Source organism: Kitasatospora sp. NPDC088160 (assembly GCF_044741445.1).
In the GTDB taxonomy this organism is placed as follows: Bacteria; Actinomycetota; Actinomycetes; order Streptomycetales; family Streptomycetaceae; genus Kitasatospora.
Genome location: NZ_JBIUSS010000041.1, coordinates 20,550 through 38,127 on the forward strand (window position 1 = coordinate 20,550; position 17,578 = coordinate 38,127).

The following is a 17,578-nucleotide window of genomic DNA, read 5'->3' on the forward strand; positions in this document are numbered from 1 at the left end:
CCTCACCGTACGTGCTCCCACCCACCAGCGGCAGCCACCCGCCACGAACACCCTCACCCCGCCCCCGGCGGGGCGGGGGCCGCGGGCGGGCGGGGGCGGGTCAGTGGCAGCCGCAGGCGGCGAGGCGGGCGGCGATGCGGTCCATGGCGGCGCGCGCGGTGTCGGCGGGGGCGGTGGTGCGGGTCATGACGGCGAAGGCGAGGAGGCGGCCGTCGGCGTCGACGACGGTGCCGGCGAGGGTGTTGACGCCGCTGAGGGTCCCGGTCTTGGCACGGATCAGGCCGGCCGCGTCGGCGGCGCCCGAGCCGGTGCCGTAGCGCTTGCCGAGAGTGCCGGTGAAGCCGGCGATGGGCAGGCCGGTGAGGACCGGGCGCAGGGTCGGGTGCTGGTCGGAGGCGGCCAGGGCGAGGAGTCGGACGAGGACGGCCGGCGGGACGGCGTTGCCCGGGTGCAGTCCGCTGCCGTCGTTCAGGGACACGCCCGCCATCGGCACGCCGAGCTTGGCGAGTTCCCGGGTGACGGCGGTGGCGGCGCCCTCGAAGCTGGCCGGTTGGCCCGCGGCGAGGGCCGCCTGACGGGCCATCGCCTCTCCGATCTGGTTGTCGGAGGTGGTGAGCATGCGCTCGACCAGCCGGGCGACGGTCGGCGAGTCCACCCGGCCGAGGACGGGGGCGGCGGAAGCGGCCGGGGCGGCGGCGGGCCTGGCCGTGCCGTCGACGGTGACGCCCTGGGCCTTGAGCAGAGCGGCGAAGATCTCGGCGGCCTTCCCGGCCGGGTCGGCGACCCGTGCCGGCGCATCGTCACGGCTCTTGGGGTCCACCTTGGCCTCGTCGACCATCAACGGGACGACCAGGGCGATGTTCTGCCCGTCGTGGTTCTTGTGCTGCGGGTTGCCCGCGTACATCGACAGGTCGTAGTCGAGCTTGACGGTGGTGGTGCCGGCGGCCTTGAGGGCGGCGGCGGTCTGCCGGGCCAGGGCGTCGAGCGAGGCGGGGGCGGTGTCGGCGTCGGCCGCCCGGCCGCCGATCTGGACCTGGTCGGCGGGCAGTGCGGTGAGCGTCGGGTCGCCGCCGCCGACCAGGGTGATCGTGCCGGGGTCCGCGCCCCGGACCACCCGGGTGGTCAGCCGGGTGTCGCCGGGGATCAGCGACAGGGCCGCGATCGCGGTGGCCAGCTTGGTGGTGGAGGCGGGGGTGGCCGGGGTGTTCTCGCCGGAGCCGTACAGGAGTTGGCCGTCGGCGGCGTCCGCGACGGCGAAGGTGACGGTGCCGAGGCTCTTGTCGGCGACGGCGGCGGCGAGCGCCTGCTGGAGGCCCTGGGCGGTGGGTGCGGCGGCGGGGCCGCCGGCCTCGACGGTGGCCAGGACGGCGCCGGGGGCGGGGGCCGGGCGGGCGCCGCCGCCCGGGGCGGGGGCCGAGCCGGTGGGGCCCGTGGAGCCGGTGCCGGTGGGCGTGGAGCCGCCGGTGGTGCCGGGGGCGGTGAGCTGTTCGCCCGGGCGGGTGGCCGGGGTGTCGCCCGGCCTGGGCTTGCCGTCGCCCCTCCCCCGGCCGCCCTTCCCGCCGTCGCGGCCGTCGCCCTCGCCGTGCTCGGTGCTGTGGCCGCCGGGGCCCGGGGAGGGCTGCGCGTACGCTCCGCCCGAGGTCAGGACCGTTCCGGCGACCAGCAGGGCCGCTCCGAACAGTCCCGCGGCCGTCCCCCTGCGGCGGCGCGCCGCCCCGACCCCTGTTCCCACCGACCGGCCCCTTTCCTGAGCACTCACTCCCGTAGGAGACACTTGGATTCTGTCAGTCCCTACCTTGGAGGAACCGTTGGAATTCGACGTCCTTATCGAAATCCCGAAGGGCTCTCGTAACAAGTACGAGGTCGACCACGAGAGCGGCCGGCTGCGGCTCGACCGGATGCTCTTCACCTCGACCCGCTACCCGGCCGACTACGGCTACGTGGAGGGCACGCTCGGCGAGGACGGCGACCCGCTGGACGCGCTGGTGATCCTGGACGAGCCGACCTTCCCGGGTTGCCTCATCAAGTGCCGTGCCATCGGCATGTTCCAGATGACCGACGAGGCCGGCGGCGACGACAAGCTGCTGTGCGTTCCGGCCACCGACCCGCGCTGGGAGCACCTGCGGGACATCCACCACGTGTCGGAGTTCGACCGCCTGGAGATCCAGCACTTCTTCGAGGTCTACAAGGACCTGGAGCCCGGCAAGTCCGTCGAGGGCGCCAACTGGGTCGGCCGCGCCGAGGCCGAGGCCGAGGTCACCGCTTCGATCAAGCGTCTGGCGGAGCAGGGCGGTCACTGAGCCGTCGTTCCGATCTCGTTCGATCAGATAGTTCTGAGCAGTTCGAGGTAGGTCGGGGCAGCCGGAGGCCGGGGTTCGCGGATTCGTCCGCGGGCCCCGGCCTTCGCCGTGTCCGGGGCCGGGCGCGGCCGTCTTGCCGACAGCCTGTCGGCAAGACGGCTTGTTAGGTTAGGCTAACCAAAACAGTCGGGGCCGAATCCGATCCTGGAGGCCGCATGCCCACGCCCGAGCCCGTCCCGTTCTCCACCGCGCTCCGCACCGCCAGCAGCGAGGAGCACGAGGCTGCGGAGCAGTCCTCGTTCATGAGCCACCTGCTGGGCGGACGGCTCGGGGTCGAGGCCTACGCCGACCTCACCGGCCAGCTCTGGTACGTCTACCGGGCCCTGGAGAACCGCGCCGGACACCTGGCCGAGCACCCGCTCGCCGGGCCCTTCATCGACCGGGCGCTGCTGCGCACCGCTGCCATCGAGCGCGACCTGGCGCACCTGCGCGGGCCGGACTGGCGGGACGGCCTGGCGCCGCTGCCCGCCACCGCCGCGTACGTCGCGCGGGTGGAGGAGCTGGCCGAGACGTGGCCGGCCGGGTACATCGCGCACCACTACACCCGCTACCTGGGCGACCTGTCCGGCGGTCAGATCATCCGCGGCATCGCCGAGAAGACCTGGGGCTTCGAGCGCAAGGGCGACGGCGTGCGGTTCTACGTCTTCGAGGAGGTCGACAATCCGGCCGCCTTCAAGCGCGAGTACCGGACCCGGCTGGACGCCGCCGGGCTGGCGATGGACGAGGTGGAGCGGCGCCGGGTGGTCGAGGAGTGCAAGCGGGCCTTCGTGCTCAACGGCGCGGTCTTCCGGGACCTGGACGCGCGCTACCCCCTGAGCGCCTGAACGTTTCTCCTGAGGCGCACCCGCCCGGGTGCGCCAACGGATCGGCCCCGGCGAGCGGTTGCTCGCCGGGGCCGCCGCGCGTCCCGGGGGTGCGTCAGGAGCGCGCGCCGCGCCGGTTGCGCACCAGCACGGTGGCGCTGCCGCCGACCAGCAGCAGACCGGCCGCGGTGGCCAGCAGCGGGACCACCGGGGTCTCCGAACCGGTGGCGGCCAGCACGCCGCCCGCACCGCCCGCACCGGCCAGGCCGCCGCCGGTGGTCAACGAGGCGCCGCCGACCGTGCCGGTGCCCGAACCCTGGCCTCCGGCAGGCTGGTTGGCGCCACCGGCACCGGACCCGGCGGTCGGCGGGGTGGCCGGCAGCTTGGCGTCCTTGTCGAACGCCAGGGTGGCGCTGACCGGGTCCAGGGCCGTGCCCGCCGGGTAGTTGGAGAACACCGGGACACCCTCGGCGGTGAGCGTGGCCGGGACGCCGGAGAGCGTCACCACGCCGTTGACCGGCTTCAGGGCGGAGGCGGGCACGTCCAGCTTGGCGATCCGCGCGCCGCTCAGCGACGTCGCCTTGCCCTCGGGGGACTTGCCGTTCACGTCGGCGGTCAGGAAGGCGCCGCCCTGGTCGATCGTCAGGCCCAGCTTGGAGAGCGTGGTGTCGAGCGCCCAGCCGTCCTTGCCGGGGTGGCCGAGGAAGCGGACCGAGCCGTCGAAGGCGGCGGTCAGCAAGTGGTCGGCGGTGTTGTAGCCGCCGGTGGCGCCGCCGAAGCGGTAGTCGGCCGCGCCGCCGCCGAACTCGACCTTGCCGCTCGCCATCGGGGTGGCCAGGTACGCGCGGAAGCTCTCCTTGACCGTCCAGTCGAGGGTCCCGTTCAGCACGGGCAGCCGACCGGGGGCGCCGGTGGGCGCCGGGGTCCCGGTCGCGGACGGGGTGGCGCTCGTGGACGGCGAGGCGGTGGCACTCGGCGACTGCGTCGCGGACGGCGTCGAGGTGGCCGACGGCGTGGCGGAGGGCGTGGCCGTCGGCGTGCCGGTGGCGGACGGCGAGGCGGTCGGCGTGCCCGTGGCGGACGGCGTCGACGTCGGGGTCGGGGCCGTCGGCGAAGCGGTGGCGGTCGGCGACGGCGTCGCCGGGCTCTGCTTCAGCAGCAGCGACAGCGGGTCCATGTCCGCCCCGGCCGCGTAGAAGCCCGCGAAGGCCTTGGCGCCCTGCTCGGTCAGCTTCGCCGCCGTCGGCACCCCGGTGGTGGTGTCCCGCCCGACGGTGAACGTCACCAGCGGCACGTCGTCCCGTCGGGTGACCTCGGTGGCGCCCATCGACTCCTTGGAGGCGGTGTCGGCGGTGAGCGTGCCGGTCGTCCCGGCGGTGGTGACCTTGAGGTCGCTGAGGGCGACGTCCAGCGCGCCGTGGTGGGCGGTGAAGCGGACCCCGCCGGTGAAGGAGGAGCTCAGCGCGTGGGTGGCGAGGTCGTACGTGGCGTTCGCCAGGCCGAAGTGGAAGGTGCCGTCGGCGTTGGTGGTGGCGCCGCCGGTCAGTTCGATGGCGCCGCCCTGGGAGGCCGGGCCGCTGACGTAGCTGCGGAAGCTGGCCTTCACGCCCCAGTCCAGCGAGCCGGTGTCGTACGTGACGCTGCCGGGACCACCCGCGCCGAAGGCCAGTGCGGGGGCGCCGAGGGCGGTCAGGCCGAGGCCGGCGGTGGCGGCCGCGAGGGCGGCCAGCCGGGTGCGGTTGCGGGACATGGTGGGTACTCCGTTCGGATGGGGCGGGGGGAGGGAGCGGGGGGACGCTCCGGGGTGTCAGGCCGCGTCGCCGGGGCCCGGCGCGGCACCGGGGCCGCCGTCGGCGCCCGCGCCCGACGCGGCGGCCGCGCGGCGGCGCCGGACGAGCAGGCCGCCGGTCACGGCGAGCGCGGCCACCAGCACGGCGCCGCCGGCCACGGCCGCCACCGGGAAGCCGCCCGGGGAGGAGGCGGCGGCGACGGGCGCGGCGGAGGGGCCGGTGGCGGGGGTCGCGGTGGCGCTCGGCGCGGTGGCCGGGGCGCTGCCGAGGTCGGGCAGCGGGGGCAGCGCGGCGGCCGGGTCGAGCGCGACGGCGAAGCTCAGCGGGTCCATCTCGGTGCCGGCCGGGTAGAGGCCGCCGAAGGCCTTGGCGCCGCCCTCGGTGAGCTTCAGCGGCACCTCGACAACCTTCAGCAGGCCGCCCTCGGGCTTGAGGCCGGCCGGGTCGAAGGCGGCCAGCTCGACGCCGGTGAGCTGCTGGGTGGCGCCGTCCGGGGTCCGGCCGGAGACGTCCGCGACCAGTCGGCCCTGGCCTCCGGCCACGGTGACGCCCGGGTTGGCGAGGGTGAGGTCCAGGCCGTAGGTGTCGCCGCTGCGCAGGCCGGTGAAGCGCACGGTGCCGGTGAAGGCAGCGGTGAGGTCGCCGTTGGCGGGGTCGTAGCCGCCCTTGGCCGGGGTCCAGCGGAAGTAGGCGCCGCCGTCCGCCGCGCCGGCGCCGAGTTCCCAGCGGCCCTGGGCGATCGCGCCGGTGACGTAGTCGCGGAAGGTGCGGCGCACGCCCCAGTCGAGGGCGCCGTTCGCGAACTCGGTCCGGGCGGGGGCCTGGGCGACGGGCGGGGCGGTCGGGGTCTCGGCGGTCGCCGACGGCGTCGGCACGGCGGCCGCCGAGGGGGTGGCCGCGGCGGTCGGCGACGGGGTCGACGAAGTCGGCTGCGCGGCGGGCAGGTTGACCGAGAGGGTGAGCGGGTCCAGGGCCGTCCCGGCGGGGTAGAAGTTGCCGAAGGCCTTGGCCCCGGCGTCGGTGAGGGTGCCCGGCACGTTGCTGAGCGTCAGGGTGCCGGCCGCGCCGCGCAGGTCGACGCCGGCCAGTGAGAGCTCGGCCAGTTTGGCCTGGCTCGCGCTGCTGACCTGCCCGGTGTCCTTGGACTTGCTGCTGACGTCGGCGTACAGCCCGGCCGCGCCGCCCTGGACGGCCCGGACGGTGAGCCGGCCGAGGCTCAGGTCGAGCGCGTTGGCGCCGTTCTCCTGGTGCCCGGTGAACCGGACCCCGCCGGAGAAGGCGGCGGTCAGCGCACCGGTCGCCGGGTCGTAGCCGCCGGTCGCGGAGTGGAACCGGAAGGTGCTGCCGCCGACCGTGGCCGCGCCGCCGTTGAGCGTCCAACTCCCCTTGGCGATGGGCCCGGTGATGTATGTCAGGAAGGACTGCTTGATGCCCCAGTCCAGCCGTCCGCCGGCGACCTTGCCCTCCGCCGCGTGCGCCGGGCCAGGCGACAGGCCCACCGCCAGCAGGGCGGCGAGGGCGGCCACCAGGGTGGCGGCCAGACGGCGGAGCCGGCTGGACAGGGGCACGGCGGATCACTCCTCGGCGGGGTGCGGTCAGTGGCGGTGAAGGACGCGGCAAGGGAGGGGTCGGGCGTGGCGCCGACCCCCTTGCGGAACTCAGGTAAGGCTAACCTAATATATGAGTCAAGAGTCCCGCCGCAACCCCTCCACCAGGACCAGAGCGGCGACAACTCCCAGTGAAGGGAAGCGCGTTGAGCAGCAGTACGATCCGAACCGGGGCGGCCCGCGGGCCCGCCCTCCTGCTGCTCGCCCTCGGCCTGCTGCTCGCCCTCACCGCCTGCGGCCCGTCCGGCACCGCCGGCGGAGCGGCCGCGGCGAGCTCCTCCCGGGCCCCCGACGCGGTCGAACCGCTGCCCGTCGAACCCGTCCCGCAGCTCCCGGCCACCACCGCCTCCGTCGACGGCCGCCAGGTCACCGTCACCAGCGCCGAGCGGATCATCCCGCTCAACGGCAGCCTCTCCGAGCTGGTGTTCAGCCTCGGCCTCGGCCCCAAGGTGGTCGCCCGGGACGTCTCCACCACCTTCCAGCAGGCCGCCGCCCTGCCGGTGATCACCCAGGCCCACGACGTGTCCGCCGAGGGCGTGCTGTCGCTGCACCCCACCGTCGTCCTCGCCGACCGTTCCACCGGCCCGGCCGAGGCCATCGCGCAGATCCGCGCGGCCGGCGTCCCGCTGCTCGTCCTGGACGACGCCAAGCGGCTCGCCGACGTCGGCCCGCGCATCGACACCGTCGCCGCCGCCCTCGGAGTACCGGACGCCGGACGGCAATTGAAGGAACGCACCGAACAGCGGATCGACGAGGCCAGGGCCGCCGCCCCGGCCGCCGCCCGCCACCCCAAGGTCGCCTTCCTCTACCTGCGCGGCAGCGCCTCCGTCTACCTGCTCGGCGGGCCCGCCTCCGGCGCCGGCTCGCTGATCGAGGCGGTCGGCGGCCAGGACGCCGGCACCGCCGCCGGCCTCACCGGCGACTTCACCCCGCTCACCAGCGAGGCCCTGGTCAAGGCCGCGCCCGACGCCATCCTCGTGATGAGCAAGGGCCTGGACTCGGTCGGCGGCGTCGACGGCCTGCTCAAGCTGCCCGGCGTCGCCCAGACCCCGGCCGGCCTCGACCGCCGGATCGTCTCGATCGAGGACGGCCAACTGCTCAGCTACGGCCCGCGCACCCCCCAGGTGCTCCGCGAGATCGCCGCCCAGCTCTACCCGGCGGACGCCAAGTGACCACCGCCGTACGGGCGAAGACCGCGCCCGCCGTCAGCAGGACCACCCTGATCACCGCCGGGCTCGCCGCCGCCCTGGTGCTCTGCGCCCTGCTCGCCGCCGGCATCGGCGCCTACCGCATCCCGCTCGGCGACATCCTGGCCTCCGCCGCCCACCGGCTCGGCCTCGGCGGGCACGCCCTGGACCGGGTGCCCGAGTCGGTGCTGTGGAACGTCCGGCTCCCCCGGGTGGTGCTCGCCCTGCTCGTCGGCGGCTCGCTCGGCTGCGCCGGGGCGCTGATGCAGGGCGTGTTCGGCAACCCGCTGGCCGAGCCCGCCGTGATCGGCGTCTCCTCGGGCGGCGCGGTCGGCGCGGTGGCCTGCATCGTGCTCGGCCTGGACGCCCTCGGCAGCTGGACGATCACCGCCTTCGCCTTCGCCAGCGGCCTGCTGACCGTCTTCGCGGTGTACCTGATGGCCCGCTCCGGCGGCCGCACCGAGGTGGTCACGCTGATCCTCACCGGGGTCGCCGTGAACGCCTTCTGCGGCGCGCTGATCGGGATCTTCCTGTTCACCGCCGACTCCGCCGCGATCAGCCAGGTCACCTTCTGGCAACTCGGCTCGCTCTCCCAGGCCACCTGGGGCAAGGTGCTCGCCGTCCTGCCGTTCGCCGCCGTCGGCCTGGCCGTCGCCCCGCTGTACGCCCGCAAGCTGGACCTGCTGGCCCTCGGCGAACGCCCGGCCCGCCACCTCGGGGTGGACGTCGAGCGGATGCGGCTGGTGCTGATCACCGTCGTCGCGCTGCTCACCGCCGCGGCCGTCGCGGTCAGCGGCATCATCGGCTTCGTCGGGCTGGTCGTCCCGCACCTGCTGCGGATGCTGGCCGGGCCCGGCCATCGCTTCCTGCTGCCCGCCTCGGCGCTCGGCGGCGCGCTGGTCCTGGTGGCCGCCGACCTCGCCGCCCGCACCGTCGCCGAGCCGGCCGAGCTGCCGCTCGGGGTGCTCACCGCACTGATCGGCAGTCCGTTCTTCTTCTGGCTGCTGCGCCGGACCAGGAGCCGGCAGGGAGGCTGGGCATGAGATTGCGAACCCCCCGGCAGGTGCCCGAACGGCCCCTGCCCGGAACCGAGTTGCTGACCGCCGAGACCGTCCGGCTGACCATCGGCGGGCGCGCCCTGCTGGACGGCGCGTCGGTGCGGGTCGCCGCCGGAGAGGTGGTCGCGCTGCTCGGGCCGAACGGCGCCGGCAAGTCCACCCTGCTGTCCGTCCTGGCCGGCGACGTCCGGCCGGACGGCGGCGAGGTCCGGCTGCGCGGCCGCCCGCTGGCCGGCTACGGCGCCGCCGAGCTCGCCCTGCACCGCGCGCTGCTGCCGCAGTCCGCCGCGCTGTCCTTCCCGTTCCCCGCCGACGAGGTGGTCCGGATGGGCCGCGCCCCCTGGACCGGCACGGCGTCCGCCGCCGAGGACGAGGCCGTGGTCGCCGAGGCGATGGCCGCCACCGAGTCCGCCGCCTTCGCCGGGCGCCCGTTCACCGCGCTGTCCGGCGGCGAGCGGGCCCGGGTGGCACTGGCCCGGGTGCTGGCCCAGCGCGCGTCGCTGCTGCTCCTGGACGAGCCGACCGCCGCCCTGGACCTGCGCCACCAGGAGCTGGTGCTGCGGGTCGCCAGGGAGCGCGCCGCCGCCGGGGACGGCGTGGTCGTGGTGCTGCACGACCTGTCCCTGGCGGCGGCCTACGCGGACCGGGTGGTACTGCTGAACGCCGGGGCGACGGTCGCGGACGGGCCGGTCGCCGAGGTGCTGCGCGCCCCGCTGCTCAGCGAGGTGTACGGCCACCCGGTCGAGGTGCTGGCGCACCCGCGCACCGGGGTGCCGCTGGTGCTGCCCGAACGCTGACCGGGCGCGGGGCCGGCGCGGCGGGGCTGCGGACGGGCCTGGGCGGGCCGCGGAAGCGGGCTCAGTCCTCCAGCCGGAAGCCGAGCTTCAGCCCGACCTGGTAGTGCTTCACCCCGCCGTCCTCCAGGTGGCCCCGGACCTGCGTCACCTCGAACCAGTCGAGGTTGCGCAGCGTCCGGGAGGCCCGCTCCACCCCGTTGCGGATCGCGGCGTCGACGCTCTCGGTCGAGGATCCGACGATCTCGGTCACCCGGTACACGTGGTCAGTCATGGCGGACTCCCTCAGCTGTGCGACGGCCCCCGGTCCACCGTGCACCGCCACCGCTCCGCCCGCACGCCGACGGCCGCCTCCGGCCTCCCCGCATCCCCTGGAAGGCCGCCGGCAGGCCCCTGGCAGGCCCCGGGGAGGCCGCCGGCGCACCCCGGGGCGGCCGAGGGAGGCCGCGGAGGCCGCTAGAAGGCCGCCCGCACCTGCCCGACCGGGGCACCGCCGCCCAGCAGCGGGGCCGCCCCGATCCGCTCGACGGTCTCGTCCGCGCCGGTCACCCCGAGCCGGCGCAGCGCGGCCGCCAGCACCGGGCCGCGGGCCCGCTCGCCGCCGTCGTCGATCTTGAAGGCGAGCGCCCGCCCGTCCGGCAGCGCCACCACCTGGACGGCCTCGGCGCCCATCTTGGACAGCGCGCCGGGGACGGCCCGCATCAGCCAGGTGTCGGCCCGGCGGGTGCCGGCCACGTACTCGGGGTGGGCGCGCATCGCGTCGGCCACCCGGCGGGGCGCCGTGCCCTCGGCGGCCAGCACCAGGCCGCGGTAGCCGCGTGCCAGGCCGGTCAGCGTGACGGCCAGCAGCGGCGCGCCGCAGCCGTCCACCCCGGCGTGCGTGGCGGTCTCGCCGGTGCCCTCCTCCAGGGCCTCGCGGGCCAGCCGCTGGATCGGGTGCCCGGGGTCGAGGTAGCTCGCGGTGTCCCAGCCGTTGGCGACGCAGGCGGCCAGCCAGCCGGCGTGCTTGCCGGAGCAGTCCATCAGGACGGGGGCGCGGCGGCCGCCGGAGCCGAGCAGCAGTTCCGCCTCGGTCTCGTCGAGCGGGAGGTCGGCCGGGGTGCGCAGGGCGGACTCGTCGAGCCCCGCGGAGCTCAGGATGGTCCGGACACCGTCGAGGTGAAACGATTCCGCGGAGTGGCTGGAGGCGGCCAGCGCCAGCAGCTCGCCCTCGATCGCCAGCCCGGCCCGCAGCGTGGCCACCGCCTGGAACGGCTTGGCGGTCGACCGGGGGAAGACCGGCGCGTCGGGGTCGCCGAGCGCGAACTCCACCGAGCCGTCGGCGGCGAGCAGCACCAGGGAGCCGTGGTGGCGGCCCTCGGTGAAGCCCGAGCGTATGACCTCGGCGAGGACGACGGGCGGGGTGGCGGACTGGGACATGGCGGGAGCCTTCCGGGGGTGAGGGTGGACCGGGGGGCGAGCCGGGCCCCGCCCGCCCGTGGTACCTCACCCGGTCAGAGCGGCCCCCCTGCGAGCAGGTCCTCGACCCGTGCTTCCCCATCACGGTACCTGCGGGTGATCTCCGCGCTGCAACCGTCGGCCGTCCGCAGCAGCCGCTGCCGCCGCCCGGACACCTCGCGCTCGTGCGCGCGCAGCCGCTCCAGCGCGGCCAGCAGTTCCTCCGCCGGGTGCGCGGCCAGGTCGGCGAGCTGGACGTCCCCCATCAGTTCGGCCGCCTCCAGCTGGGACTCGTGGCCGCGCGGCGGCCCGAGCGTGACGTGCCGGGCCGAGCGCCGCACGGTGGAGGGCGCGTCGGTCAGGATGGCCGGGAGGCGGTCCAGCAGGTCGCCGGGGGGCCCGTCGGCGCCGCCCGCCCCGGCCGGCCCGGCCGCCCGGACCGGACCGCCGGGCCGGCGGTCGAGTTCGGCGCGCAGGATGTCCATCCGCCCGTGCAGCAGCCGCCGCAGGTAGGAGAGGTCGGCCTCCTGCTCCAGGGTCTCCCGGCGCAGGATCCGCAGCTGGTCCAGGCCCAGCCGCTCCAGATCTGGCTCTATCGCCGTGCCCAGGGCCCCGGCGCCCCCGGCGACCTCCGCCACGTGCCCGGACCGGTCCCACGCCGCGCTGCTCGCGTCCATCAACCAACCCACCTGCCGTCGTCCGATCCCGCCCGCTCGCGGCACTGCGTCCCTGCCGCCGGTCCGGCCCGTCCCCCGACGGGCTCACGCGTCCCGTCCGTTGGCACGCCCGGCCGCCCCCGAAGGTTCCGGTTCCCGGCCGGAACCACCCACCGGGGCGATGCCGCCAGAACGCCTGACCTACGGGCTCGACCGCCCGGCCGAGCCCGGCCCGGTGCGGCGGACCATATGGCGCGCCGGGCCCTCCGTACGGTCCACCAGCGTGCCACCCCGCCCGGCGCGGGCGCACCGCCCGTGCACCCGAACGGCCCCCTGGCGAACGGGGGTGGCTGATATGACCGGACCTTTCCGCAGGAAGAGCGGCGCCCGACCCCGCGCAGGCGCGCACCACCCAGCGTGCACCACCTGTACACGCGCCCCTCCCGCACGCCCCGGGTGCCCGTCGGGCACGGCGCCGGGTGCCCGTCGGGCACGGCGCCGGGTGCCCGTCGGGCACGCCCCGGGCCTCCGGCACAATGGCGGCATGCGAGCAGTGGTGCAGCGAGTGACCGAGGCCAGGGTGACCGTGGCCGGAGAGACCGTCGGCGCGATCGAGGGGCCCGGACTCTGCGTCCTGGTCGGCGTCACCCACGAGGACACCCCGGCCAAGGCCGCCCAGCTGGCCCGCAAGCTGTGGACGCTGCGGCTGCTGCCCGCCGACGACGAGGGCGTCGAGCAGTCCTGCTCCGACCTCGGGGCCCCGCTGCTGGTGATCAGCCAGTTCACCCTCTACGGCGACGCCCGCAAGGGCCGCCGCCCGACCTGGAACGCCGCCGCCCCCGGCCCGGTCGCCGAGCCCCTGGTGGACGAGGTGGTCGCCCGACTGCGCGCGCTCGGCGCCAAGGTGGAGACGGGCCGGTTCGGCGCCGACATGCAGGTGGCGCTGGTGAACGACGGCCCGTTCACCGTCCTCGTGGAGGTCTGACCGCAGCCGGGCGCACGGGCTACTGCGGGACGATCACGTCCTGGGTGCCCGGCACCGTCCCGGCCAGCAGCACCGCGTCCACCGGGACGTTCCGCTTGACGATCGCCAGCGCGATCGGCCCCAGCTCGTGGTGGCGGGCCGAGGAGGTGACGAAGCCGAGCGGGCGCCCGTCCGGCTCCGCGGCCAGCCGCACCTGCGTCCCGTGCGGGGGCAGCGTCTCCTCGGTGCCGTCCAGGTGCAGGAAGACCAGGCGGCGCGGCGGCCGGCCCAGGTTGTGCACCCGGGCGACGGTCTCCTGTCCGCGGTAGCAGCCCTTCTGCAGGTGGACGGCGGTGCGCAGCCAGTCCACCTCGTGCGGGATGGTCCGGTGGTCGGTCTCGAAGCCCAGCCGCGGCCGGTGGCCCTCGATCCGCAGCGCCTCGTACGCCCAGACCCCCGCCGCCGGGCCGTACCCGGCGGTCAGCTTCGCCAGCTCGGCGCGCGGCACGAACAGGTCGCGCCCGTACGGGAGTTCGCGCACCGCCGCGGCGCCCTCGACGGAGGCGGTGGAGCCCGCCGGCAGGTGCACCACGGCGTACTCGGCGGTCGCGTCGGCGACCTCCACCCGGTAGAAGAACTTCATGCTCTCCAGGTAGCCCAGCAGCGCCTCCTGGGTGCCCGGCTCGACGTGCGCCCAGGTGGTGGTGCCGTCGTCGACCAGGTAGAGCGCGTGCTCGACGTGCCCGTTCGGGGAGAGCACCAGCGCCTCGGTGGCCTCCTGCGGCGCCAGCGCGCTGACGTGCTGGGTGAGCAGCAGGTGCAGCCAGGCCAGGCGGTCCTGGCCGGTGACGGTGAGCACGCCGCGGTGCGAGAGGTCCACGAAGCCCGTGCCCCGCGCGAGGTTGCGTTGCTCGCGGAAGATGTCGCCGTAGTGGGCGGCGACGCCCTCGTCGGCGCCTTCGGCGGGGACGGCTCCGGGCAGGCTCAGCAGCGGGCTCTTCATACCGGCCAGCTTACGACCGGCCGTCCGCGAGCTTGGCGGTGCAGTCGGCGCAGCGGCCGAAGATGGCGAAGTGCTTGAGGTCGGTGTCGAAGCCGTGCTGTTCGCGCAGGCTGCGGATCAGCGGCTCGGCGATCTCGGTGCCGGTCTCGGAGACCTTGTCGCAGTCCCGGCAGACCAGGTGCAGGTGGTGGTGGCGGCCGGCCAGGTGGTAGGTCGGGGCGCCGTGGCCGAGGTGGGCGTGCGAGACCAGGCCGAGTTCCTCCAGCAGCTCCAGGGTCCGGTAGACGGTGGAGATGTTGACGCCGCTGGCGGTCTGCCGGACGTGGCAGAGGATCTCGTCGGGGGTGGCGTGGTCGAGGCGGTCGACGGCTTCGAGTACGAGCTGCCGCTGCGGGGTCAGCCGGTAGCCGCGTTCGCGCAGGTCGGCCTTCCAGTCGCCGGAGAGCTGCCAGTCGGTGGTGCCGGTGTCCGCCACGGTGCTGTCCCTGCCAAGGTCGGGGGTCCTGAGGCAAGTGTAGGGACCGGCCGGCGGCCGGTCCCTACCTCACGCGAAAGCCGTACCGCTCAGCGGAGCGCCGGGCTCACTTGAAGAACGCGATGCCGTCGTCCGGCAGGTCGTTGATGTCCTTGATCAGCTGGGCCGGGCTGAGCACCTTCTTCAGCTGGGCCGACATGTACGGGCGCAGCGGCACGTTCGGGGCGGCCTTCTCGCCGACCCAGAGCAGCTCCTCGTTGACGAAGCCGTACAGCCGCTTGCCGCCCGAGTACTCCGGCGAGCCCTCGATCCGGGCGACCGCGTCCGTGGAGACGTCGATCTGCGGCTTGCCGTCGGCCAGCTCGCCGTACCAGATCTCCACGGTGCCGTCGTCGCGGACGGACGAGATCTCGATCCCGCGGACGCCGCTGGTGCCGTCGTGGTTGCTGGTGATGCGCCAGAACGCGTGCTCGTTCTCCAGCGGGCGGACCTTCTCGCCCTCGTTGTCCAGCACCCAGGTGCGGGAGCGGAACTCCAGGAAGGGCCGGCCGTCGTGCCGGATCACGATCTCCTGGCCGAAGTTGCACTTCTCGGTGCCAGGGCCCTCTTCATCTGGCAACGGGGCATAGACGCCCGCGCCCTCCCAGGTGCCGAGGAGGAAGGCGAGCGGGACGACGTCCTTGTGGAGGTCAGAGGGGATCTCGATCATGTTCCTGGTCGCTGTCGTCGTCGGTGTGGGCTGCCTCAACCGTACGGCAGGATCAGCGCTGGCCCTGGTAGAGCTTCATCACCGAGAAGATGGCGAACCAGGTGATCAGCACGGCCATGAGGGCCAGCAGACCGTCGAAGAAGATTTCCAGACCGGACACGGGTGGCTCCCAGGCGGCGACAGTGTGGTGGATTTTGCTGCCGCTCACTCTATCCGCCGGTCATCGACCGGTCGCGGTGAGCCCCACCACGTCATCGTTCGCGCCGATTCTCCTCCGCCGTCCAAGGTTTCCCCAAGGGATCCCGGGATGACGGCGAGCGGGGGCCGCGAGCCCTCTAAGGTGGCGCCATGTCGAAGAAACTCGTCATCAAGGTCACCGCCGGGGCCGATGCGCCGGAGCGGTGTTCGCAGGCGTTCACCGTCGCGGCGGTGGCCGTCGCCAGCGGGATCGAGGTCTCGCTCTGGCTGACCGGGGAGTCCTCCTGGTTCGCCCTGCCGGGGCGGGCGGCGGAGTTCGAACTGCCGCACGCGGCACCGCTTCCGGACCTGCTGGAGGCGATCCTCGCGAGCGGCTCGGTGACGCTGTGCACCCAGTGTGCGGCCCGCCGGGGGATCGTGCAGCAGGACACCGTCGAGGGCGTCCGGATCGCGGGCGCGCAGGTCTTCGTCAGCGAGATCATGGCGGACAACGTCCAGGCACTCGTCTACTGACGGCTACGGGTGCTCCTCGTGGTCGGGGCGGTCCCGGTCGTGGCCGGGCTCGTCCCACTTCGGATCGTCCCAGCGCGGGTCGTTCCACCAGTCGTCGTCCGGGTCCCGCTTGTTGGCGAACACGGCGGCGGCCGGCGGGATCACCATCGCGACCACGCACATGCCGATCGCGGCGGGCACGGAGAAGAACCTCACCACGCCCCAGGCCAGCACGAACAGGCCCAGGCAGACGCCCATCAGGGCGAAGTAGTAATGCCGCCGCCGCCTTGTCTGCACGTCTCCACGGTACGACCGAGGGCCCTGCCGCGGCAGGGCCCTCGGTGCACTCCGCCCGTGGATCAGGCGGATCGGGTGGTTCGGGTGGCTCAGGTGGAACGGGCGGATCGGGTACCGATCAGACCGCGATCGCGACCTCGACGGCGGTGCCCTGGGAGGCCACCACCTGACGGTCCACGGTCTGGCCCGGCACCAGCGCGCGCAGGGTCCACTTGCCCGGGCGGGCGAAGAACCGGAACTGGCCGGTCGCCGAGGTGGGCACCTCGGCCGTGAACTCGCCCCCCTCGTCGAGCAGCCGGACGTAGCCGTTGACCGGCTCACCGTCGCGGGTCACCGAACCCTGGATGATCGTCTCGTTCGCCACGTCAACTCCTGCCAGGTCCGGGCCGCCGGCCTTCGCACCGCACATGTCTTGTCTTCCCTTCTGACGACGGTCGAGCCGCGGGCTCAGTTGCTGCCGAGCTCGATCGGCACGCCGACGAGGCTGCCGTACTCGGTCCACGAACCGTCGTAGTTCTTGACGTTCTCCTGGCCGAGCAGCTCGTGCAGGACGAACCAGGTGAGCGCGGAGCGCTCGCCGATGCGGCAGTAGGCGATGGTGTCCTTCGCCAGGTCGATGCCCTCGGCCTCGTACAGCGCCTTGAGCTCGTCGTCGCTCTTGAAGGTGCCGTCGTCGTTGGCGTTCTTGGCCCACGGGATGTTGCGGGCGCTCGGCACGTGGCCGGGGCGCTGCGACTGCTCCTGCGGGAGGTGCGCCGGGGCGAGCAGCTTGCCGGAGAACTCGTCGGGCGAACGGACGTCGACCAGGTTGAGCTGGCCGATGGCCGCGAGCACGTCGTCGCGGAAGGCGCGGATCGAGGAATCGGCGGCCTGCGCCCGGTACTCGGTGGCCTCGCGGGCCGGCACCTCGGCGACCAGGTCGCGGGAGTCCAGCTCCCACTTCTTGCGGCCGCCGTCCAGCAGGCGGACGTCACCGTGGCCGTACAGCTTGAAGTACCAGTAGGCGTACGAGGCGAACCAGTTGTTGTTGCCGCCGTAGAGCACGACGGTGTCGTCGTTGGCGATGCCCTTGGCGCTGAGCAGCGCGTCGAAGCCGGCCTGGTCGATGAAGTCGCGGCGGACCGGGTCCTGGAGGTCCTGCTTCCAGTCGATCCGGACGGCGTTGCGGATGTGGTTCTTGTCGTACGCGGAGGTGTCCTCGTCGACCTCGACGATGACGACCTTCGGGTCGTCCAGGTGGGCCTGGACCCAGTCGGCGTCGACCAGGACGTCGCTGCGGCTCATGGTGGTGTTCTCCATCCGAGGGCGGTGTGCGGAAGGTTCTGCTCGGGAGGTGCTGCTGGGTGCCCGGGCGACTGCGGTCCGAATTCCTGTCCGAATACTGGGACGGGAGTGGCGGTCCGGGCCGACCGGCGGGGAGCTGCGGGGTACGGCGGCGACGGCCGGCCGGGGTGGCCGGGCAAGGTCACCGGGAAAATCGGCGGCGGGCTTCAACTGCCCAGCCAAAACGCCGAGTTAGCGCATTCGACACAGACAGGCGGCCACGCGGCACAGGTCGACCGCCCGCCGCTTCGTGAGATCCGTCTGTCGCTTCATGTCGACGATGCTAGGGACACCGGAGGCCCGCTGTCATCAGCGTACCGAATGTCGAGACTGAATAGCCCGAATACCGAGATTTGACCCTTTCATGGCCTGCGGGGCCGCCGTCCCGCCCGAGGCCGGCGGCCCCGGGCGGCCCACAACGGGCG

At 74.4% G+C, this 17,578-nt stretch carries 20 protein-coding genes; 7 read left to right on the forward strand and 13 right to left on the reverse strand.

Annotated features, from left to right (window positions below):
- Positions 1 to 100 precede the first annotated feature (100 nt).
- Entirely contained in the window at positions 101 to 1,732 is a 1,632-nt protein-coding gene (gene dacB / locus ACIOGZ_RS39770; RefSeq protein ID WP_363632091.1) for a D-alanyl-D-alanine carboxypeptidase/D-alanyl-D-alanine-endopeptidase, read from the reverse strand.
- Between the two features lie 76 nt (positions 1,733 to 1,808).
- Between dacB and ACIOGZ_RS39775 the strand changes: the two genes are divergently transcribed.
- Both ACIOGZ_RS39775 and ACIOGZ_RS39780 read left to right on the forward strand, forming a co-directional pair.
- A complete protein-coding gene (locus ACIOGZ_RS39775; protein WP_063348256.1) occupies positions 1,809 to 2,300 on the forward strand; it encodes an inorganic diphosphatase in 492 nt (163 codons plus the stop codon).
- A gap of 215 nt (positions 2,301 to 2,515) precedes the next feature.
- Positions 2,516 to 3,184: a heme oxygenase (biliverdin-producing) gene (locus ACIOGZ_RS39780; protein WP_400989519.1), complete on the forward strand. Its 669-nt coding sequence runs from the start codon at positions 2,516 to 2,518 to the stop codon at positions 3,182 to 3,184.
- A gap of 94 nt (positions 3,185 to 3,278) precedes the next feature.
- On the opposite strand, the gene ACIOGZ_RS39785 is transcribed toward ACIOGZ_RS39780, so the two are convergent.
- A complete protein-coding gene (locus ACIOGZ_RS39785; protein ID WP_400989520.1) occupies positions 3,279 to 4,913 on the reverse strand; it encodes an HtaA domain-containing protein in 1,635 nt (544 codons plus the stop codon).
- 57 nt (positions 4,914 to 4,970) lie between these two features.
- Complete coding sequence (locus tag ACIOGZ_RS39790) at positions 4,971 to 6,521, reverse strand: HtaA domain-containing protein (protein ID WP_400989522.1); 1,551 nt, start codon at positions 6,519 to 6,521, stop codon at positions 4,971 to 4,973.
- A 185-nt stretch (positions 6,522 to 6,706) separates the two neighbouring features.
- On the opposite strand from ACIOGZ_RS39790, the gene ACIOGZ_RS39795 reads away from it, so the two are divergent.
- The 3 genes from ACIOGZ_RS39795 to ACIOGZ_RS39805 are packed head-to-tail and all read left to right on the forward strand — an operon-like array spanning position 6,707 to position 9,602.
- Positions 6,707 to 7,732 carry a hemin ABC transporter substrate-binding protein gene (locus ACIOGZ_RS39795; RefSeq protein WP_400808916.1) on the forward strand — a complete coding sequence of 342 codons (1,026 nt, stop codon included), beginning with the start codon at positions 6,707 to 6,709 and terminating at the stop codon, positions 7,730 to 7,732.
- Complete coding sequence (locus ACIOGZ_RS39800) at positions 7,729 to 8,790, forward strand: iron ABC transporter permease (RefSeq protein WP_363586567.1); 1,062 nt, start codon at positions 7,729 to 7,731, stop codon at positions 8,788 to 8,790. The genes ACIOGZ_RS39795 and ACIOGZ_RS39800 overlap by 4 nt, the downstream gene beginning before the upstream one ends.
- The gene (locus tag ACIOGZ_RS39805; RefSeq protein WP_363586566.1) at positions 8,787 to 9,602 is read left to right on the forward strand and encodes a heme ABC transporter ATP-binding protein; all 816 of its coding nucleotides are present in this window, start codon (positions 8,787 to 8,789) and stop codon (positions 9,600 to 9,602) included. The genes ACIOGZ_RS39800 and ACIOGZ_RS39805 overlap by 4 nt, the downstream gene beginning before the upstream one ends.
- A 61-nt stretch (positions 9,603 to 9,663) precedes the next feature.
- Here ACIOGZ_RS39805 and ACIOGZ_RS39810 read toward each other — a convergent pair whose 3' ends face one another.
- The 3 genes from ACIOGZ_RS39810 to ACIOGZ_RS39820 all read right to left on the reverse strand — a co-directional run bounded on the left by ACIOGZ_RS39810 (position 9,664) and on the right by ACIOGZ_RS39820 (position 11,713).
- A complete protein-coding gene (locus ACIOGZ_RS39810; protein WP_063348261.1) occupies positions 9,664 to 9,873 on the reverse strand; it encodes a dodecin in 210 nt (69 codons plus the stop codon).
- Between the two features lie 182 nt (positions 9,874 to 10,055).
- Positions 10,056 to 11,018: an asparaginase gene (locus ACIOGZ_RS39815; protein ID WP_363586565.1), complete on the reverse strand. Its 963-nt coding sequence runs from the start codon at positions 11,016 to 11,018 to the stop codon at positions 10,056 to 10,058.
- A 74-nt stretch (positions 11,019 to 11,092) separates the two neighbouring features.
- Positions 11,093 to 11,713, reverse strand: coding sequence for an ABC transporter substrate-binding protein (locus ACIOGZ_RS39820; protein ID WP_363632086.1), 621 nt, complete (start codon positions 11,711 to 11,713; stop codon positions 11,093 to 11,095).
- 523 nt (positions 11,714 to 12,236) lie between these two features.
- Here ACIOGZ_RS39820 and dtd point away from each other — a divergent pair.
- The gene (dtd, locus tag ACIOGZ_RS39825) at positions 12,237 to 12,677 is read left to right on the forward strand and encodes a D-aminoacyl-tRNA deacylase (RefSeq protein WP_363586563.1); all 441 of its coding nucleotides are present in this window, start codon (positions 12,237 to 12,239) and stop codon (positions 12,675 to 12,677) included.
- 19 nt (positions 12,678 to 12,696) lie between these two features.
- Here the strand turns inward: dtd and ACIOGZ_RS39830 are convergent, their stop codons facing one another.
- From ACIOGZ_RS39830 to ACIOGZ_RS39840, 3 genes are all read right to left on the reverse strand, one after another.
- Complete coding sequence (locus ACIOGZ_RS39830) at positions 12,697 to 13,659, reverse strand: glycine cleavage T C-terminal barrel domain-containing protein (protein ID WP_363586562.1); 963 nt, start codon at positions 13,657 to 13,659, stop codon at positions 12,697 to 12,699.
- Positions 13,660 to 13,669: 10 nt separating this feature from the next.
- Entirely contained in the window at positions 13,670 to 14,134 is a 465-nt protein-coding gene (locus ACIOGZ_RS39835) for a transcriptional repressor (protein WP_363586561.1), read from the reverse strand.
- Positions 14,135 to 14,240: 106 nt separating this feature from the next.
- Positions 14,241 to 14,843 (reverse strand): FABP family protein, encoded by a 603-nt coding sequence (locus ACIOGZ_RS39840; RefSeq protein ID WP_350885173.1) that lies wholly within the window; start codon positions 14,841 to 14,843, stop codon positions 14,241 to 14,243.
- A gap of 348 nt (positions 14,844 to 15,191) precedes the next feature.
- Here ACIOGZ_RS39840 and ACIOGZ_RS39845 point away from each other — a divergent pair, with 348 nt between their 5' ends.
- On the forward strand, positions 15,192 to 15,554 hold the full coding sequence (locus tag ACIOGZ_RS39845) for a DsrE family protein (RefSeq protein WP_063348267.1): 363 nt from the start codon (positions 15,192 to 15,194) through the stop codon (positions 15,552 to 15,554).
- A gap of 3 nt (positions 15,555 to 15,557) precedes the next feature.
- On the opposite strand, the gene ACIOGZ_RS39850 is transcribed toward ACIOGZ_RS39845, so the two are convergent.
- The 4 genes from ACIOGZ_RS39850 to ACIOGZ_RS39865 all read right to left on the reverse strand — a co-directional run bounded on the left by ACIOGZ_RS39850 (position 15,558) and on the right by ACIOGZ_RS39865 (position 17,426).
- Complete coding sequence (locus tag ACIOGZ_RS39850) at positions 15,558 to 15,830, reverse strand: DUF3099 domain-containing protein (protein ID WP_350885170.1); 273 nt, start codon at positions 15,828 to 15,830, stop codon at positions 15,558 to 15,560.
- Positions 15,831 to 15,948: 118 nt separating this feature from the next.
- Positions 15,949 to 16,239, reverse strand: a complete 291-nt coding sequence (locus ACIOGZ_RS39855) for a DUF1416 domain-containing protein (RefSeq protein WP_030059605.1) — start codon at positions 16,237 to 16,239, stop codon at positions 15,949 to 15,951.
- A gap of 38 nt (positions 16,240 to 16,277) precedes the next feature.
- Positions 16,278 to 17,114 carry a sulfurtransferase gene (locus tag ACIOGZ_RS39860; protein WP_063351213.1) on the reverse strand — a complete coding sequence of 279 codons (837 nt, stop codon included), beginning with the start codon at positions 17,112 to 17,114 and terminating at the stop codon, positions 16,278 to 16,280.
- Positions 17,115 to 17,345: 231 nt separating this feature from the next.
- On the reverse strand, positions 17,346 to 17,426 hold the full coding sequence (locus tag ACIOGZ_RS39865; RefSeq protein ID WP_350517234.1) for an Ms5788A family Cys-rich leader peptide: 81 nt from the start codon (positions 17,424 to 17,426) through the stop codon (positions 17,346 to 17,348).
- Between the last annotated feature and the right edge of the window lie 152 nt (positions 17,427 to 17,578).

Bases quoted from the DNA above. Each gene is read 5' to 3' on its own strand.
- ACIOGZ_RS39820 (WP_363632086.1), bottom strand. From the start codon at position 11,713: ATGGACGCGAGCAGCGCGGCGTGGGACCGGTCCGGGCACGTGGCGGAG.
- ACIOGZ_RS39860 (WP_063351213.1), bottom strand. From the start codon at position 17,114: ATGAGCCGCAGCGACGTCCTGGTCGACGCCGACTGGGTCCAGGCCCAC.
- ACIOGZ_RS39785 (WP_400989520.1), bottom strand. From the start codon at position 4,913: ATGTCCCGCAACCGCACCCGGCTGGCCGCCCTCGCGGCCGCCACCGCC.
- dtd (WP_363586563.1), top strand. From the start codon at position 12,237: ATGCGAGCAGTGGTGCAGCGAGTGACCGAGGCCAGGGTGACCGTGGCC.
- ACIOGZ_RS39810 (WP_063348261.1), bottom strand. From the start codon at position 9,873: ATGACTGACCACGTGTACCGGGTGACCGAGATCGTCGGATCCTCGACC.
- ACIOGZ_RS39845 (WP_063348267.1), top strand. From the start codon at position 15,192: ATGTCGAAGAAACTCGTCATCAAGGTCACCGCCGGGGCCGATGCGCCG.
- ACIOGZ_RS39855 (WP_030059605.1), bottom strand. From the start codon at position 16,239: ATGTGCGGTGCGAAGGCCGGCGGCCCGGACCTGGCAGGAGTTGACGTG.
- ACIOGZ_RS39840 (WP_350885173.1), bottom strand. From the start codon at position 14,843: ATGATCGAGATCCCCTCTGACCTCCACAAGGACGTCGTCCCGCTCGCC.
- ACIOGZ_RS39815 (WP_363586565.1), bottom strand. From the start codon at position 11,018: ATGTCCCAGTCCGCCACCCCGCCCGTCGTCCTCGCCGAGGTCATACGC.
- ACIOGZ_RS39830 (WP_363586562.1), bottom strand. From the start codon at position 13,659: ATGAAGAGCCCGCTGCTGAGCCTGCCCGGAGCCGTCCCCGCCGAAGGC.
- ACIOGZ_RS39865 (WP_350517234.1), bottom strand. From the start codon at position 17,426: ATGAAGCGACAGACGGATCTCACGAAGCGGCGGGCGGTCGACCTGTGC.
- ACIOGZ_RS39780 (WP_400989519.1), top strand. From the start codon at position 2,516: ATGCCCACGCCCGAGCCCGTCCCGTTCTCCACCGCGCTCCGCACCGCC.
- ACIOGZ_RS39805 (WP_363586566.1), top strand. From the start codon at position 8,787: ATGAGATTGCGAACCCCCCGGCAGGTGCCCGAACGGCCCCTGCCCGGA.